Raw genomic sequence first — 16,415 nt, 5'->3', positions numbered from 1 at the left:
CAGATGGTTTTGACTCTGGGCTGAAGGATAACTCAAAAAAGTGAAGTTTGCTGCGGGATGGAGGGCGCGGGACCTATCTCCGGCAGCGCCTGGCGTAAATCGTGCCACAGCGCATCGACAAGTTCAGGGGCTTGCGCAATATCCGGCGTGTGCAGGAAAAGATAAGGTGTCGTGCTTTGAGCCCACGTCGGCAGCGCTTTCAGCCAGACGGCGAACAGCTCACGGTTTTGCAGCATGTTGTCGCTGCCGATAAAGCGCACCATCGGGTTCTGTGCTGTCACAACGGCATGCACAGGCACCTTCGGTTTTTTACGCTGGGCGTCAATAATCGCCTCGCTGTGCGCTATGGCGCTGTGAACCGGGCGGCTGTCGAGAATAACCCGATTCACGCCTCGCTCGTGCAGACCGCGATTGAGCAGTTGTTCCTCTGCGCCTTTAGCAAAGAAGCGTGGATGACGCACTTCGACGCCATAGGTGAACTCTTTCGGTAAACCATCCAGAAAATGCCACAGCGCGGGCAGGTCGGCGGGCGAAAACGTCGCGGGCAGCTGCAGCCAGTACTGACCGATGCGGTTTGCCAGCGGTTCCATGCGATCGAAAAACTCAGTGGTTAAATCATCGCAGTGCTGCAGCGCGGCCTGATGGCTTATGGTCGACGGAAATTTGAAGCAGAAGCGAAACGCGTCTGTGGTCTGCTCGCGCCAGCGCTGAACTATTTCGGCGCGGGGCAGGGCATAGAGCGTGGTGTTGCCCTCCACACAGTTAAAGTGGCGGGCGTATTCTTCCAGACTGGTGATACCAAGGCGCACCCATTTAGGGTGCGACCATTGCGGCAGACCGATGTAGATCATAACGCTTTGAGGATTTCCTCTGTGCTGCGCACGCGGCCCAGGCGCGGGAAGATGTTTTTCATGCTGCCCTCGTGCTGGTCGGCGCTTGCTGCGCTGCACGCGTCTTCGGCAATCACTAAGTTAAAGCCCAGTTCCCACGCGTTACGGGCGGTGGATTCCACGCCGATATTGGTAGATATACCGCAGAGGATAATGGTGTCGATGCCGCGACGGCGCAGCTGCAGCTCGAGATCGGTGCCGTAAAATGCGCCCCACTGGCGTTTGGTCACTTCAATGTCGCTCTCTTTTTTGCTCAACGCCTGCGGGTAAGTCCACCAGTTATCCGGCAGCGCATGTGCGCCCGCCTGGGCATCCACGGGTTGCTTCAGCGCTTCGGCGAAATCCGCAGACCAGCCGACGCGCACCATGATGACGGGCGATCCCTGCGCGCGACATTTCTCAGCAAGCTTCGCCGATTTTGCGACCACGTCGTTGGCCGTATGCGGGCCGCCGGCAAAAGGCAGAATGCCTTCCTGAAGGTCAATGACGACCAGCGCGGTTTTTTTGGCGTTCAGTTCAATCATGATAATCCCCGTTAAATCACTTGATTAGGCCGCTAACCATACGCTGAGACGCGGCGGGCATGCGTCACAAAATTTGTTAATTTTTGTGAGTCCCCGCAACAAGCGTACAGCAAACGTGCGGCTGGTGCGCGACGGACTTATCCTGAGCCAGAATTTCCAGTATAATAGCCCCCTTTTTTCATCCAGTTGTGACATTCAGCAAAGCTGCGACAGGTGTGCCTGCGGCTAAGTTAAGGGAACTCATATGCGTACAGAATATTGCGGGCAGCTGCGTCAGTCCCACGTTGGGCAGCAGGTGACTCTGTGTGGTTGGGTCAACCGCCGCCGTGACCTCGGCAGCCTTATCTTCATTGATATGCGCGATCGCGAAGGCATCGTGCAGGTGTTTTTCGATCCGGACACGGCAGAAGCCCTGAAGCTGGCTTCCGAACTGCGTAATGAGTTTTGCATTAAAGTCACCGGCACCGTGCGTGCGCGTGATGCGAAAAACGTCAACGCCGACATGGCGACCGGCGAAATCGAAGTGCTGGCCTCTGACCTTGAGATCATCAACCGTTCAGACGCTCTGCCGCTCGATTCCAACCACGTGAACACCGAAGAAGCGCGACTGAAGTACCGCTATCTCGACCTGCGCCGTCCGGAAATGGCCAACCGCCTGAAGACTCGTGCCAAAATCACCAGCTTCGTGCGCCGCTTTATGGATGACCACGGTTTCCTCGACATCGAAACCCCGATGCTGACGAAAGCCACGCCGGAAGGCGCACGTGACTATCTGGTGCCATCCCGCGTACATAAAGGCAAGTTCTACGCGCTGCCGCAGTCTCCTCAGCTCTTCAAACAGCTGCTGATGATGTCCGGTTTCGACCGCTACTATCAGATCGTGAAATGCTTCCGTGATGAAGACCTGCGCGCCGATCGTCAGCCTGAATTTACCCAGATTGACGTCGAGACTTCCTTCATGACCGCGCCACAGGTGCGTGAAGTGATGGAAGCGCTGGTGCGTCAGCTGTGGCTGGAAATCAAGGGCGTGGATCTGGGTAATTTCCCGATCATGACCTTTGCCGAAGCCGAGCGTCGTTACGGTTCCGATAAGCCAGACCTGCGTAACCCAATGGAACTGGTGGACGTTGCGGACCTGCTGAAAAGCGTGGAATTCGCAGTGTTCTCTGGCCCGGCAAATGATGCTAAAGGCCGCGTAGCCGCGCTGCGTGTGCCTGGCGGGGCAGCGCTGAGCCGTAAGCAAATTGACGACTACGGCAACTTCATTAAGATCTACGGTGCGAAAGGCCTGGCTTACATCAAAGTCACCGAGCGTGCGAAAGGTCTGGAAGGCATCACCAGCCCGGTGGCCAAATTCCTGAACGCAGAAATCATCGAAGAGATCCTGACCCGCACCGGGGCACAGGATGGCGACATGATCTTCTTCGGCGCGGACAAAAAGAAAGTGGTTGCCGACTCAATGGGCGCGCTGCGTCTGAAAGTGGGCAAAGACCTCAGCATCACCGACGAAGCCAAATGGGCACCGCTGTGGGTTATCGACTTCCCGATGTTTGAAGACGACGGCGAAGGCGGCCTGACCGCGATGCACCACCCGTTCACGTCACCAAAAGACATGACGGCTGCTGAGCTGAAAACCGCTGCGGAAGACGCGGTAGCGAACGCTTACGATATGGTTATCAACGGCTACGAAGTGGGTGGCGGTTCAGTCCGTATCCACAGCGGCGAAATGCAGCAGACCGTGTTCGGCATTCTCGGCATTAACGAGCAGGAACAGCGCGAGAAGTTCGGCTTCCTGTTAGACGCCCTGAAATACGGCACGCCGCCGCATGCAGGTCTGGCGTTTGGTCTGGATCGCCTGACCATGCTGCTGACCGGCACCGACAACATCCGTGACGTTATCGCCTTCCCGAAAACCACCGCGGCGGCCTGCCTGATGACCGAAGCGCCAAGCTTCGCCAATCCGGCTTCCCTGAGCGAACTGGGTATTCAGGTTGTGGCGAAAGAGACAAAAGAGTCTGCGGAGAACAAGTAAGATGACATTCAAACGCCCGGTTTCGGTTTTAGTGGTGATTTATGCCCAGGACACGAAGCGGGTGTTAATGTTGCAGCGGCGCGACGATCCGCAATTCTGGCAGTCGGTGACCGGCAGCCTGGAAGAGGGGGAAACCGCGTTGCAGGCCGCCGCGCGTGAAGTAAAGGAAGAGGTCGCCATTGATGTTGACGCAGAGCTTCTGGCCTTAATTGACTGTCAGCGCACGGTGGAGTTTGAAATCTTTACGCATTTACGTCATCGCTATGCTCCGGGCATCGAGCGCAATACCGAATTTTGGTTCTGTCTTGCGCTTCCCCATGAACGTCAGCCAGAGATCAGTGAACATCTCGCCTGGCGTTGGGTCGCCGCCCCTGAGGCGGCCGCGCTCACCAAGTCGTGGAGCAACCGGCAGGCGATTGAAGAATTTGTAATTAAAGCGGCCTGAGGGCCGCTCTTTTCGGAGAACTTTTTATGGCAGGTCATAGTAAGTGGGCCAACACCAAACACCGCAAAGCAGCACAGGATGCCAAGCGCGGTAAGATTTTCACCAAAATCATTCGCGAGCTGGTTACCGCTGCGCGTCTGGGCGGCGGCGATGCGGGTTCCAACCCACGTCTGCGCGCGGCTATCGACAAAGCGCTGTCCAACAACATGACGCGTGACACCTTGAACCGCGCCATCGCGCGTGGCGTGGGCGGTGACGAAGACGCGAACATGGAAACCATCATTTATGAAGGTTACGGCCCTGGCGGCACGGCAGTGATGATCGAATGCCTGTCTGACAACCGTAACCGTACCGTGGCCGAAGTCCGTCACGCCTTCACTAAAACCGGCGGCAACCTCGGTACCGACGGCTCCGTAGCCTATCTGTTCAGCAAGAAAGGCGTGATTTCCTTCGAGCAGGGCGACGAAGACGCGATCATGGAAGCGGCGCTGGAAGCCGGTGCAGAAGACGTTGTGACCTTCGACGACGGCGCGATTGACGTATATACCGCATGGGAAGAGATGGGTGCCGTGAAAGACGCTCTGGAAGCGGCTGGCCTGAAGGCGGACAACGCTGAAGTCTCCATGATCCCATCTACCAAAGCGGACATGGATGCGGAAACCGCACCAAAACTGCTGCGTCTGATCGACATGCTGGAAGACTGTGACGACGTGCAGGAAGTCTATCACAACGGTGAGATCTCTGATGAGGTGGCGGCTACGCTGTAATGGCGGGCTGTAAATCTTCTTCAACCGGAGACGCGTGATGGCTATCATTCTCGGCATTGACCCGGGCTCACGCGTGACCGGTTACGGCGTGATTCGTCAGGTCGGACGGCAGTTAACCTACCTGGGCAGCGGCTGTATTCGCACCAAAGTTGAAGATTTGCCGTCGCGCCTGAAGCTGATTTACGCCGGCGTGTCGGAAATCATCACCCAGTTTCAGCCGGATTTCTTTGCCATCGAGCAGGTCTTTATGGCGAAGAACGCGGATTCCGCGCTGAAGCTTGGGCAGGCGCGTGGCGTGGCCATTGTCGCCGCAGTAAACCAGGATCTTCCTGTGTTTGAATACGCGGCGCGACAGGTGAAGCAAACCGTCGTCGGCAACGGCGGCGCGGAAAAGAGCCAGGTGCAGCACATGGTGCGAACCCTGCTCAAGCTTCCGGCCAACCCTCAGGCGGATGCCGCCGATGCACTGGCGATTGCCATCACCCATTGCCACATCAGCCAGAACGCGATGCAGATGAGTGAATCAAGGCTCAACCTGGCTCGCGGAAGATTACGCTAGATTAAGAGAATAGAGGCTGGATATTCATCCAGCCTTTTTTTATGATAGCGCATTGGTTTTTTCTCTTACGCAGGAGCGTCACGTGATCGGCAGACTCAGAGGCATCATCATTGAAAAACAACCCCCGCTGGTGTTACTGGAGGCGGGCGGCGTTGGCTATGAAGTGCATATGCCGATGACCTGTTTCTACGAACTGCCGGATCAGGGCCAGGAGGCCATCATCTTCACCCACTTTGTGGTGCGTGAAGACGCTCAGCTGCTGTTTGGTTTCAACAATAAACAAGAGCGCACGCTGTTCAAAGAGTTGATTAAGACCAACGGCGTCGGACCAAAACTGGCGCTGGCCATCCTCTCAGGCATGTCCGCCCCGCAGTTTGTGAACGCCGTTGAGCGTGAAGATTCCGCCGCGCTGGTGAAGCTGCCTGGCATCGGCAAAAAAACTGCAGAGCGTCTGGTGGTCGAAATGAAAGACCGCTTCAAGGGCCTGCACGGCGACCTGTTCACCCCGGCTTCCGATCTGGTGCTGACCTCTCCGGCAAGCGAGTCTTCGGACGACGCCGAGCAGGAAGCGGTTGCTGCGCTGGTGGCGCTGGGCTATAAACCACAGGAAGCCAGCCGGATGGTGAGCAAAATTGCCACCCCGGGCGCCAGCAGTGAAACGCTAATCCGCGACGCGCTTCGCGCCGCGATGTGAGGTAACGGATGATTGAAGCTGACCGCCTGGTCTCCGCAGGCAGTATTACCCCTGATGATGTTGTCGATCGCGCGATCCGCCCGAAGCTGCTGGAAGAGTATATCGGCCAGCCGCAGGTGCGCTCGCAGATGGAAATCTTTATTCAGGCGGCGAAGCTGCGCGGTGAAGCGCTCGATCATCTGCTGATTTTCGGCCCGCCAGGGCTCGGGAAAACCACGCTTGCCAACATCGTCGCCAACGAAATGGGCGTGAACCTGCGCACCACCTCCGGCCCGGTGCTGGAAAAAGCAGGCGACCTGGCGGCAATGCTCACCAACCTCGAACCGCACGACGTGCTGTTCATCGATGAAATCCACCGTCTTTCCCCGGTCGTCGAAGAAGTGCTCTACCCGGCGATGGAAGACTATCAGCTGGATATCATGATTGGCGAAGGGCCTGCGGCCCGTTCGATCAAAATCGATCTGCCGCCCTTTACCCTGATTGGCGCAACCACCCGTGCGGGCTCCCTGACTTCGCCGCTGCGCGATCGTTTCGGTATTGTTCAGCGTCTCGAGTTTTATCAGGTGCCGGATTTGCAGCATATCGTTGGGCGCAGCGCCCGCTTTATGGGGCTGGAGATGAGTGATGAAGGCGCGCTGGAAGTGGCCCGCCGCGCGCGCGGTACGCCACGTATCGCCAACCGTCTGCTGCGTCGCGTGCGTGATTTCGCCGAAGTGCGCCACGACGGCACCATTTCTGCCGATATCGCCGCTCAGGCGCTGGACATGCTGAACGTGGATGCGGAAGGCTTTGACTATATGGACCGCAAGCTGCTGCTGGCGGTGATCGACAAATTCTTCGGCGGCCCGGTCGGGTTGGATAACCTGGCGGCGGCGATTGGCGAAGAGCGTGAAACGATCGAGGACGTGCTGGAGCCGTATCTGATTCAGCAGGGCTTCTTACAGCGCACACCGCGCGGGCGCATGGCGACGGTGCGGGCCTGGAATCACTTCGGCATCACGCCACCGGACATGCCTTAAGTTGCTGCATAAAAAAACCGCCTACGAGGCGGTTTTTTAAATGCTACTCCTGAATAAAAAACCGCCTACGAGGCGGTTTTTTTCATCATGCTGAAGATAAACAGCACGGCGGCACAAAGCACCACCGAAGGCCCGGCGGGCGTATCATAGAATGCGGAGAAGGTCAGACCGCCGGTCACCGCTATCATCCCCACACCTACGGCGATACCCGCCATCTGCTCTGGCGTGCGTGCAAAACGACGTGCGGTGGCGGCAGGTATAATCAGCAGTGAAGTGATAATCAACGCGCCGACAAACTTCATCGCCACGCCGATGGTCAGCGCGGTGACCAGCATCAGCAGCAGCTTCACGCGCTGAAGTTTGACGCCATCGACAAAGGCCAGATCCGGGCTGATGGTCATCGACAGCAAGTTGCGCCATTGCCAGAGCAGGATCGCCAGGACAATGACAACCCCGATGGCAATCGAGATTAAATCTTCCGGCGTGACGGCCAGCAAATCCCCGAACAGATACGCCATCAGATCGACACGCACGTTGGACATCAGGCTCACTACCACCAGGCCGAGAGACAGGGCGCTGTGCGCCATAATACCCAGTAAGGTATCAACGGCAAGATGTGGACGGCGTTCAAGCCACACCAGACCTGCGGCCAGCAGCAGGGTGATGGCAATGACCGCATAAAAAGGATTCACGTTCAATAAAAGACCAAAGGCCACGCCAAGCAGAGAGGCATGGGCAAGGGTATCGCCAAAATAGGACATCCGACGCCAGACCACGAACGATCCCAGCGGCCCTGCGGCGCAGGCCAGCATGATCCCGGCGAGCCAGCCGGGGAAAAGTAATTCAATCATTAACGGTCGTTCCCTCTGCGCAGAACAATGCGGCCCTGCAAATCGTGGCGGTGATTGTGCTGATGGCGATAAATGCCGAGTTGCTGTGCGCCGCGTGGGCCAAACATCGAAATAAATTCAGGATGTAAAGACACGACTTCCGGGGTGCCTGAGCAGCAGATGTGATGATTCAGGCACAGCACTTCGTCCGTTTTTGCCATGACCAGATGGAGATCGTGGGAGACCATCAGCACGGCGCAATTGAGTTCGCTCCGGAGCTGATCGATGAGGTCATACAGGGCGACCTGGCCGTTAACGTCAACACCTTGTGTGGGCTCATCAAGCACCAGCAACTGAGGGCTGTTGAGCAGGGCGCGAGCCAACAGGACGCGCTGGGTTTCCCCGCCGGAAAGCTTCTGCATCGGGGCACCTAACAGATGCCCCGCCTGCACGCGTTTCAGCGCGGGCAGGATCTCATCCTTGCGGGTTCCGGGGCGAAGACGCAAAAAACGTTCCACGGTTAAGGGCAGGGTGGCATCGAGGTGAACTTTCTGCGGGACATAACCGATTCGCAGTTTTCCGTCGCGCTTGATCGTCCCCGAATCTGGTGCTATCAGTCCGAGCACCACGCGTACAAGCGTCGATTTTCCCGCGCCATTTGGCCCAAGAAGGGTAAGAATTTTGCCCGGTTTCAACGTCAGTGAGACATCAGACAGCACGCGACGCTGGCTGAAAGAGACTGAGATATTTTCGAGCGTTACAAGATTCGTCATCGCATATTTGAGGTTGCATAAGTCAGTGAATGTTATAATATCACATTCAATTCATTCATTACGATGGTTAGACGTATTATGTTACATAAAAAGACGTTTCTTTTCGCGGCACTTTCCACCGCGCTTTTAGGTACTTCCCTTCCTCAGGCAAATGCCGCTGTCGTCGCCTCGTTAAAACCCCTTGGATTTATTGCGTCCGCCATCGCCGATGGCGTTACGCCCACGGAAGTTTTACTGCCGGATGGCGCCTCTGAACATGACTATGCCTTACGCCCAAGTGATGCAAAACGCTTACAGAACGCCGACTTAGTGGTGTGGATTGGTCCGGAGATGGAAGCATTTATGGGCAAGACAGCCACCGCGTTTCCTGAAGCAAAAAAGGTGACGATTTCTACACTGCCGGGCGTGAAACCGTTACTCATGAAAGGCGCTGACGACGACGATCATGACCACGGTCACGAGCACGGTGCGGCGGAAAAAGGTGATGAAGATCACCATCATGGCGAGTACAACATGCACCTGTGGCTGTCGCCTGAGATAGCGCGCCTGTCGGCGGTTGCAATCCACGATAAATTAGTGGAACTTATGCCGCAAAGTCGAGCCAAACTAGACGCCAACCTGAAGGATTTCGAGGCCCAATTGGCCGCGACCGACAAGCAGGTGGGTAACGAGCTGGCACCGTTGAAAGGAAAAGGGTATTTCGTTTTTCATGACGCCTACGGCTACTTCGAAAAACACTACGGAATGACCTCGCTGGGGCATTTTACCGTCAACCCTGAGATCCAACCCGGTGCGCAGCGTTTACACGAAATCAGAACACAGTTGGTTGAGCAAAAAGCGACCTGCGTTTTTGCTGAGCCACAATTCAGGCCAGCCGTGGTAGAAGCGGTTGCCCGCGGAACAACCGTTCGCATGGGAACGTTGGATCCGTTAGGCACCAACATCCAGTTGGGTAAAGCGAGTTATCCCGCTTTCCTGGCCAAACTGGCGAACCAGTATTCGAGCTGCCTGAAAGGAGATTAACGAGGAAGTGAATACGTGCAACAGGTAGCCCGCTCTGTCGCCCTGGCATTTAATAATTTGCCGCGACCCCATCGCGTTATGCTGGGGTCGTTGACTGTACTAACCTTAGCGGTCGCCGTCTGGCGACCATACGTCTACCACCCCGATTCAGCCCCTATCGTTCGAACCATTGAGCTTGAAAAGAGCGAAATTCGTTCTCTGCTTCCTGAAGCCAGCGAGCCTATCGACCAGGCGGCGCAGGAAGATGAAGCCATCCCTCAGGATGAGCTGGACGACAAAGTCGACAACGAAGCGGGTGTCCACGAATATGTCGTCTCAACGGGCGATACGCTCAGCAGCGTGCTCAACCAGTACGGCATTGATATGGGCGATATCAGCCAGTTGGCCAGTGCAGACAAAGATCTACGCAACCTGAAAATTGGCCAGCAGCTCTCCTGGACGCTGAACGCCGATGGCGATCTGCAACGCCTGACGTGGGAGATGTCCCGCCGCGAAACACGTACCTACGATCGTGCTGCAAACGGTTTCAAAATGAGCGCCGAAACGCAGCAGGGTGACTGGGTGAACAGCGTGCTGAAAGGCACCGTCGGCGGCAGCTTCGTTACCAGCGCGCGCAATGCAGGCTTAACCAGCACTGAAGTCAGCGCGGTGATCAAAGCCATGCAGTGGCAAATGGACTTCCGCAAGCTGAAAAAAGGCGATGAGTTTTCGGTGCTGATGTCCCGCGAAATGCTGGACGGCAAGCGTGAGCAGAGCCAACTGCTCGGCGTGCGTCTGCGTTCAGGCGACAAGGATTATTACGCCATTCGCGCGGAAGACGGCAAGTTCTACGATCGCAGCGGTACGGGTCTCGCGAAAGGCTTTATGCGCTTCCCGACTGCGCGTCAGTTCCGTGTTTCGTCCAACTTCAACCCACGTCGTCTGAACCCGGTCACAGGCCGCATCGCGCCGCATAAAGGCGTCGATTTCGCCATGCCGCAGGGGACACCAGTGCTGGCTGTCGGTGACGGCGAAGTGGTCGTAGCGAAGCGCAGTGGGGCAGCAGGTTATTACGTGGCGCTGCGTCATGGTCGCACGTACACCACCCGCTACATGCATTTGCGTAAGCTGCTGGTAAAACCGGGGCAGAAAGTGAAACGCGGTGACCGTATTGCGCTCTCGGGCAACACGGGGCGTTCAACTGGCCCACACCTGCACTATGAAGTATGGATTAACCAGCAGGCGGTCAACCCGCTAACGGCCAAACTGCCGCGTACCGAAGGGCTGACAGGCTCCGATCGTCGCGACTACCTGGCGCAGGTTAAAGAGGTTGTGCCGCAGCTGCAGATTGACTAATCACTGCGCTCATAAAGCCGATACCGTAAGGGTGTCGGCTTTTTCTTTTGTGTCACGCCTGGCACGTCGCTAAACTATCTGCATCTCACTTATTCCCGGCACGACTCTGGAACAGGCATGGAAACGAAAAAAAATAACAGTGAATTTATTCCTCAGTTCGAAAAAGCTTTTCTACATCCACGCTACTGGGGCTCCTGGCTCGGCGTGCTGGCATTTGCAGGTATTGCGCTGACGCCACCTTCGTTTCGCGACCCGATTTTAGGTGCGCTTGGCAAGAAGGTCGGGCGTCTGGCTAAAAGCTCCCGTCGCCGCGCGCAGATCAACCTGCTTTACTGTTTCCCTGAAAAATCGGAAGCCGAGCGTGAGGCTATCATCGATGAGATGTATGCCACCGCGCCGCAGGCGATGGTGATGATGGCCGAGCTGGGTCTCGGCGATCCTAAAAAGATCATGAAGCGTGTCGACTGGAAAGGCCTCGAAATCGTCGAAGAGCTCCAGCGCAACGACGAGAAGGTGATTTTCCTAGTGCCGCACGGCTGGGGCGTGGATATTCCGGCGATGCTGATGGCCTCAAAAGGGCAGAAGATGGCGGCGATGTTCCACAATCAGGGCAACCCGGTCTTCGACTACATCTGGAACACCGTGCGCCGTCGCTTCGGTGGCCGCATGCATGCACGTAACGATGGCATTAAGCCATTCATTAAATCCGTGCGTGAGGGCTACTGGGGTTATTACCTGCCGGATCAGGATCACGGTGAAGAGCACAGCGAGTTCGTGGACTTCTTCGCTACCTACAAGGCAACGCTGCCGGCCATTGGCCGCCTGATGAAGGTTTGCCGTGCTCGTGTGGTGCCGTTGTTCCCGATTTACGACGGTAAAACGCATCGCCTGACGGTGGAGATCCGCCCGCCGATGGACGACCTGATGACGGCCGATGACACCACTATCGCGCGCCGGATGAACGAAGAAGTGGAAATCTTTGTCACGCCACACACCGAGCAGTACACCTGGATCCTCAAGCTGCTGAAAACCCGCAGGCCTGGCGAAACTGAGCCGTATAAGCGAAAAGAGCTGTTCCCGAAGAAATAAAAAAAGCGCCGAAAGGCGCTTTTTTGTTGTCAGCGTTACGCAGGCTTATTCAACGGTCAGAACACGCGTGGTGTTCGTTGTGCCTACGGTGCTCATCACGTCGCCCTGAGTGACGATCACGATGTCACCAGAGACCAGGTAGCCTTTGTCACGCAGCAGGTTTACCGCGTCATTGGCAGCGGCTACGCCGTCAGTGGCGCTGTCGAAGTGAACCGGCGTCACGCCGCGATAGAGGGACGTCAGGTTCAGCGTGCGCTCATGGCGGGACATCGCGAAGATTGGCAGGCCGGAGCTGATACGGGAAGTCATCAGCGCGGTACGGCCAGATTCGGTCATGGAGATGATCGCGGAGACGCCTTTCAGGTGGTTAGCCGCGTACATCGCAGACATCGCAATGGCTTCTTCCACGTTGTCGAACTGCACGTCCAGGCGGTGCTTGGAGACGTTGATGCTTGGGATTTTTTCTGCGCCCAGGCACACGCGCGCCATAGCCGCGACGGTTTCAGAGGGATACTGCCCAGCGGCGGTTTCCGCAGAGAGCATTACCGCATCGGTGCCATCCAGCACGGCGTTTGCCACGTCCATGACTTCGGCACGGGTTGGCATTGGGTTGGTGATCATCGATTCCATCATCTGGGTGGCGGTGATCACCGCGCGGTTCAGTTGACGGGCGCGGCGAATCAGCGCTTTCTGGATGCCGACCAGTTCCGGGTCACCAATTTCCACACCCAGATCGCCACGGGCAACCATTACAACGTCGGAAGCAAGAATGATGTCGTCCATCGCATCCTGGCTGCAGACGGCTTCCGCACGCTCCACTTTGGCGACGATTTTCGCGTCGCAGCCTGCGTCACGCGCCAGACGGCGAGCATAGTTCAGGTCTTCCCCACAGCGAGGGAAGGAGACGGCCAGGTAATCGACGCCAATCAGCGCCGCGGTCTGGATATCCGCTTTATCTTTTTCGGTCAGCGCTTCCGCAGAGAGGCCACCGCCGAGTTTGTTAATGCCTTTGTTGTTGGAGAGCGGGCCGCCGACGGTGACTTCGGTGAACACTTTCATGCCCTGAACTTCCAGCACCTTCAGCTGCACACGACCGTCGTCCAGCAGCAGGATGTCGCCAGGTACAACGTCAGCAGGCAGGCCTTTGTAGTCGATACCGACTTTATCTTTGTCACCTTCGCCTTTACCGAGGTTGGCATCGAGCAGGAATTTGTCGCCAATGTTGAGGAAAACTTTGCCTTCTTTGAAGGTGGACACGCGGATTTTAGGCCCTTGCAGATCGCCGAGGATAGCGACGTGGCGACCCAGCTTGGCCGCGATTTCGCGGACTTTATCGGCACGAAGCTTATGGTCTTCAGCTGTGCCATGGGAGAAGTTCATGCGGACAACGTTAGCGCCCGCCGCAATCACCTTCTCAAGGTTATTATCGCGATCGGTGGCCGGGCCTAAGGTGGTGACGATCTTAGTTCTGCGAAGCCTTCTGGACATGTAATACTCCGTTGCTGAAACAATTTTGGTGTTGCGTGAACAGGAAGTCGGCGATTTCCAACTCTGCTGTAGCCATATGCTGGAACTTAACCGAATGTATAAATAGGTTACAAGCTTGTTATAAACATTTAATGATTATCGCTGCGAATCCGCAGCTCCTTATCAAACCGCGATTCCTTCAGCGCTTCCTTGACCCGCTTCAAGTTATCCCGGAATTTTGCCCCGCGCCGTAAGGTAAAACCGGTAGCAAGAACATCGATAACCGTCAGCTGCGCCAGCCTGGAAACCATCGGCATATAAATGTCTGTATCTTCTGGTACATCCAGCGTGATGGCGAGCGAGGCCTCACGTGCCAGCGGCGTGCCTGCCGAAGTAATGGCGATGACCATGGCATCGTTCTCACGCGCCAGCTGTGCCAGTTCAACCAGGTTTTTTGTTCGACCGGTGTGCGAAATGAGCACTACCACGTCGTCGTCGCTACAGTTCATACAGCTCATACGTTGCAGTACGACGTCATCGGAGTAGATAACCGGCACGTTGAAGCGGAAAAATTTGTTCATCGCATCGTGTGCCACGGCCGCGGATGAGCCTAAGCCAAAGAAGGCGATTTTTTTTGCCTGAGTCAGCAAATCCACGGCGCGGTTCACGGCCGCCATATCCAGCGAGTGGCGAACGTGGTCCAGACTGGCCATGGCGGACTCGAAAATTTTACCGGTGTAGGCCTCAACGCTGTCGTCTTCATCGACGTTACGGTTCACGTAAGGTGTGCCGTTGGCGAGACTTTGCGCCAGATGCAGCTTAAAATCAGGGAAGCCACGGGTGTCCATGCTGCGGCAAAATCGGTTGACGGTCGGTTCACTGACCGCTGCCTGAAGCGCAAGCGTCGCGATGCTGGAGTGAATTGCCTGAGAAGGGGCGGCGAGGATCACTTCCGCCACTTTACGCTCGGATTTGCTAAGGTTTTCCAGATGGGACTGGATTTTTTCCAGCATGTTCATGGTTAACAGGCGCTCATGGGTGAAAGCGATTCCACTCTTTACCCGGAAAGGGGTGAAATCGGCGTGCAATTTAGTGAGAATATACCCCTGTGAATTGTCCAATGCTGAAGTAAAAAGGGCAATTTACGTTGTTTTTTTTCATTACATGATCACAGTCGACTTTTAATCAGGTGCGACTGGTGAAATGACGAACAAAATGAGGCTGTTGCCCGGCGCTGAAGGCGCTTTTTTTCCCGAGAAATGCCTTTATCTGGCCTCGACCGGGCCCGGGGGTTTCGGCATTCACGTAAACACAGTACAGTGCAGCGTAAGAAAATTACAAATAGCGCCTGGCGGACGTACCAGGCAATCCAACTGAGGAGAATGACATGGCGGTAACGCAAACGGCCCAGGCATGCGATCTGGTCATTTTCGGCGCAAAGGGTGACCTGGCGCGTCGTAAATTGCTGCCTTCCCTGTATCAACTGGAGAAAGCGGGCCAGATCCATCCGGACACGCGTATCCTTGGGGTAGGACGTGCCGACTGGGATAAAGATGCATACACCAAAGTGGTGCGCGAGGCGCTGGAAACCTTCATGAAGGAGAAGATTGACGAAAGTCTGTGGGACACCCTGAGCGGGCGCCTGGACTTCTGCAATCTGGATGTTAACGACACCAAAGCCTTCACCCGTCTGGGCAAAATGCTCGACCAAAAAGATCGCGTCACCATCAACTATTTCGCCATGCCGCCAAGCACCTTCGGTGCCATCTGCAAAGGCCTCGGCGAAGCGAAGCTGAACGCCAAACCGGCGCGTGTGGTGATGGAAAAGCCGCTGGGCACGTCACTTGCTACCTCCCGCGAGATCAACGATCAGGTTGGCGAATACTTCGAAGAGTGTCAGGTATACCGTATCGACCATTACCTCGGTAAAGAGACAGTGCTGAACCTGCTGGCGCTTCGTTTTGCTAACTCTCTGTTCGTTAATAACTGGGACTCCCGCACTATCGATCACGTGGAAATCACCGTGGCGGAAGAAGTGGGCATCGAAGGTCGCTGGGGTTACTTCGATCAGGCCGGGCAGATGCGCGACATGATCCAGAACCACCTGCTGCAGATCCTCTGCATGATCGCCATGTCTCCGCCGTCCGATCTGAGCGCCGACAGCATCCGTGATGCAAAAGTGAAAGTGCTGAAATCCCTGCGCCGCATCGACCGCTCAAACGTGCGTGATAAAACCGTGCGTGGTCAGTACACCGCAGGCTTCGCGCAGGGCAAAAAAGTGCCTGGCTATCTGGAAGAAGAGGGCGCGAATAAAAGCAGCAACACGGAAACCTTCGTGGCTATCCGTGTGGATATCGACGACTGGCGCTGGGCGGGCGTACCGTTCTACCTGCGCACCGGGAAGCGTCTGCCGACGAAATGCTCTGAAGTTGTTGTCTACTTCAAATCGCCGGAGCTGAACCTGTTCAAAGAGTCCTGGCAGGAACTGCCGCAGAACAAGCTGACCATTCGTCTGCAGCCGGACGAAGGCGTGGATATTCAGATCCTCAACAAAGTGCCGGGTCTGGATCACAAGCACAATCTGCAGACCACCAAGCTGGATCTGAGCTATTCCGAAACCTTCAATGAAACGCACCTGGCAGATGCCTACGAGCGCCTGCTGCTGGAAACCATGCGTGGCATTCAGGCACTCTTCGTGCGTCGTGATGAGGTGGAAGAGGCGTGGAAATGGGTCGACTCAATTACCGAAGCCTGGGCCGCCGATCAGGACGCGCCAAAACCGTATCAGGCAGGCACCTGGGGACCGGTCGCCTCCGTCGCGATGATCACCCGTGATGGCCGCTCCTGGAACGAGTTTGAGTAAAACCTGAAGCTACCACGATCTGGGTATTTTACCGGTAACATGATCTGACACAGAAACTCGTGCGTTAGTTGCATTTTTAAGCCCTGGGTGGTTCACCACCGGGGC

General features: G+C 56.2%; 16 protein-coding genes. 10 read left to right on the top strand and 6 right to left on the bottom strand.

What is annotated here, in order from left to right; translation table 11 throughout:
- Window positions 1–32: 32 nt before the first annotated feature.
- Together CRO87_RS15490 and CRO87_RS15485 are read right to left on the bottom strand one after the other, a co-directional pair.
- Window positions 33–851 carry a DUF72 domain-containing protein gene (locus tag CRO87_RS15490; RefSeq protein WP_097163838.1) on the bottom strand — a complete coding sequence of 273 codons (819 nt, stop codon included), beginning with the start codon at window positions 849–851 and terminating at the stop codon, window positions 33–35.
- Window positions 848–1,414, bottom strand: coding sequence for a hydrolase (locus CRO87_RS15485; RefSeq protein ID WP_097163837.1), 567 nt, complete (start codon window positions 1,412–1,414; stop codon window positions 848–850). The genes CRO87_RS15490 and CRO87_RS15485 overlap by 4 nt, the downstream gene beginning before the upstream one ends.
- Before the next feature lie 244 nt (window positions 1,415–1,658).
- Between CRO87_RS15485 and aspS the strand changes: the two genes are divergently transcribed.
- From aspS to ruvB, 6 genes are all read left to right on the top strand, one after another.
- Window positions 1,659–3,446, top strand: coding sequence for an aspartate--tRNA ligase (aspS, locus tag CRO87_RS15480; protein WP_097163836.1), 1,788 nt, complete (start codon window positions 1,659–1,661; stop codon window positions 3,444–3,446).
- Between the two features lies 1 nt (window position 3,447).
- A complete protein-coding gene (nudB, locus tag CRO87_RS15475) occupies window positions 3,448–3,891 on the top strand; it encodes a dihydroneopterin triphosphate diphosphatase (RefSeq protein WP_097163835.1) in 444 nt (147 codons plus the stop codon).
- Between the two features lie 26 nt (window positions 3,892–3,917).
- The gene (locus CRO87_RS15470) at window positions 3,918–4,658 is read left to right on the top strand and encodes a YebC/PmpR family DNA-binding transcriptional regulator (RefSeq protein WP_097163834.1); all 741 of its coding nucleotides are present in this window, start codon (window positions 3,918–3,920) and stop codon (window positions 4,656–4,658) included.
- A 37-nt stretch (window positions 4,659–4,695) separates the two neighbouring features.
- Window positions 4,696–5,217, top strand: a complete 522-nt coding sequence (gene ruvC / locus CRO87_RS15465) for a crossover junction endodeoxyribonuclease RuvC (RefSeq protein WP_097163833.1) — start codon at window positions 4,696–4,698, stop codon at window positions 5,215–5,217.
- An 82-nt stretch (window positions 5,218–5,299) separates the two neighbouring features.
- Window positions 5,300–5,911: a Holliday junction branch migration protein RuvA gene (gene ruvA, locus CRO87_RS15460; protein ID WP_097163832.1), complete on the top strand. Its 612-nt coding sequence runs from the start codon at window positions 5,300–5,302 to the stop codon at window positions 5,909–5,911.
- An 8-nt stretch (window positions 5,912–5,919) separates the two neighbouring features.
- Complete coding sequence (ruvB, locus tag CRO87_RS15455) at window positions 5,920–6,930, top strand: Holliday junction branch migration DNA helicase RuvB (RefSeq protein WP_097163831.1); 1,011 nt, start codon at window positions 5,920–5,922, stop codon at window positions 6,928–6,930.
- A gap of 65 nt (window positions 6,931–6,995) precedes the next feature.
- On the opposite strand, the gene znuB is transcribed toward ruvB, so the two are convergent.
- Complete coding sequence (gene znuB / locus CRO87_RS15450) at window positions 6,996–7,781, bottom strand: zinc ABC transporter permease subunit ZnuB (RefSeq protein WP_097163830.1); 786 nt, start codon at window positions 7,779–7,781, stop codon at window positions 6,996–6,998.
- Window positions 7,781–8,533, bottom strand: coding sequence for a zinc ABC transporter ATP-binding protein ZnuC (znuC, locus tag CRO87_RS15445; RefSeq protein ID WP_097163829.1), 753 nt, complete (start codon window positions 8,531–8,533; stop codon window positions 7,781–7,783). Before znuC ends, znuB begins: the two co-directional genes overlap by 1 nt.
- A gap of 78 nt (window positions 8,534–8,611) precedes the next feature.
- On the opposite strand from znuC, the gene znuA reads away from it, so the two are divergent.
- From znuA to lpxM, 3 genes are all read left to right on the top strand, one after another.
- Entirely contained in the window at window positions 8,612–9,556 is a 945-nt protein-coding gene (gene znuA, locus CRO87_RS15440; RefSeq protein ID WP_141398707.1) for a zinc ABC transporter substrate-binding protein ZnuA, read from the top strand.
- Window positions 9,557–9,571: 15 nt separating this feature from the next.
- The gene (gene mepM, locus CRO87_RS15435) at window positions 9,572–10,891 is read left to right on the top strand and encodes a murein DD-endopeptidase MepM (protein WP_097163827.1); all 1,320 of its coding nucleotides are present in this window, start codon (window positions 9,572–9,574) and stop codon (window positions 10,889–10,891) included.
- Between the two features lie 117 nt (window positions 10,892–11,008).
- On the top strand, window positions 11,009–11,980 hold the full coding sequence (gene lpxM, locus CRO87_RS15430) for a lauroyl-Kdo(2)-lipid IV(A) myristoyltransferase (RefSeq protein WP_097163826.1): 972 nt from the start codon (window positions 11,009–11,011) through the stop codon (window positions 11,978–11,980).
- A gap of 45 nt (window positions 11,981–12,025) precedes the next feature.
- On the opposite strand, the gene pyk is transcribed toward lpxM, so the two are convergent.
- Window positions 12,026–13,468, bottom strand: a complete 1,443-nt coding sequence (gene pyk / locus CRO87_RS15425) for a pyruvate kinase (protein ID WP_097163825.1) — start codon at window positions 13,466–13,468, stop codon at window positions 12,026–12,028.
- Between the two features lie 128 nt (window positions 13,469–13,596).
- Window positions 13,597–14,466, bottom strand: a complete 870-nt coding sequence (locus CRO87_RS15420) for a MurR/RpiR family transcriptional regulator (RefSeq protein ID WP_097163824.1) — start codon at window positions 14,464–14,466, stop codon at window positions 13,597–13,599.
- A gap of 368 nt (window positions 14,467–14,834) precedes the next feature.
- Between CRO87_RS15420 and zwf the strand changes: the two genes are divergently transcribed.
- A complete protein-coding gene (gene zwf, locus CRO87_RS15415; RefSeq protein ID WP_097163823.1) occupies window positions 14,835–16,310 on the top strand; it encodes a glucose-6-phosphate dehydrogenase in 1,476 nt (491 codons plus the stop codon).
- The last annotated feature ends 105 nt before the right edge of the window (window positions 16,311–16,415 follow it).

It is taken from the genome of Enterobacter sp. CC120223-11 (assembly GCF_900215375.1).
Lineage (GTDB): Bacteria > Pseudomonadota > Gammaproteobacteria > Enterobacterales > Enterobacteriaceae > Scandinavium.
Note: the sequence above shows the minus strand (reverse complement) of the source record. Positions and strands in the feature narration are given on the sequence as shown.

What these genes read in the sequence shown, in the direction of transcription:
- CRO87_RS15490 (WP_097163838.1), bottom strand. Translation starts at nt 851, where the DNA reads ATGATCTACATCGGTCTGCCGCAATGGTCGCACCCTAAATGGGTGCGC.
- CRO87_RS15485 (WP_097163837.1), bottom strand. Translation starts at nt 1,414, where the DNA reads ATGATTGAACTGAACGCCAAAAAAACCGCGCTGGTCGTCATTGACCTT.
- aspS (WP_097163836.1), top strand. Translation starts at nt 1,659, where the DNA reads ATGCGTACAGAATATTGCGGGCAGCTGCGTCAGTCCCACGTTGGGCAG.
- nudB (WP_097163835.1), top strand. Translation starts at nt 3,448, where the DNA reads ATGACATTCAAACGCCCGGTTTCGGTTTTAGTGGTGATTTATGCCCAG.
- CRO87_RS15470 (WP_097163834.1), top strand. Translation starts at nt 3,918, where the DNA reads ATGGCAGGTCATAGTAAGTGGGCCAACACCAAACACCGCAAAGCAGCA.
- ruvC (WP_097163833.1), top strand. Translation starts at nt 4,696, where the DNA reads ATGGCTATCATTCTCGGCATTGACCCGGGCTCACGCGTGACCGGTTAC.
- ruvB (WP_097163831.1), top strand. Translation starts at nt 5,920, where the DNA reads ATGATTGAAGCTGACCGCCTGGTCTCCGCAGGCAGTATTACCCCTGAT.
- znuB (WP_097163830.1), bottom strand. Translation starts at nt 7,781, where the DNA reads ATGATTGAATTACTTTTCCCCGGCTGGCTCGCCGGGATCATGCTGGCC.
- znuC (WP_097163829.1), bottom strand. Translation starts at nt 8,533, where the DNA reads ATGACGAATCTTGTAACGCTCGAAAATATCTCAGTCTCTTTCAGCCAG.
- znuA (WP_141398707.1), top strand. Translation starts at nt 8,612, where the DNA reads ATGTTACATAAAAAGACGTTTCTTTTCGCGGCACTTTCCACCGCGCTT.
- lpxM (WP_097163826.1), top strand. Translation starts at nt 11,009, where the DNA reads ATGGAAACGAAAAAAAATAACAGTGAATTTATTCCTCAGTTCGAAAAA.
- pyk (WP_097163825.1), bottom strand. Translation starts at nt 13,468, where the DNA reads ATGTCCAGAAGGCTTCGCAGAACTAAGATCGTCACCACCTTAGGCCCG.
- CRO87_RS15420 (WP_097163824.1), bottom strand. Translation starts at nt 14,466, where the DNA reads ATGAACATGCTGGAAAAAATCCAGTCCCATCTGGAAAACCTTAGCAAA.
- zwf (WP_097163823.1), top strand. Translation starts at nt 14,835, where the DNA reads ATGGCGGTAACGCAAACGGCCCAGGCATGCGATCTGGTCATTTTCGGC.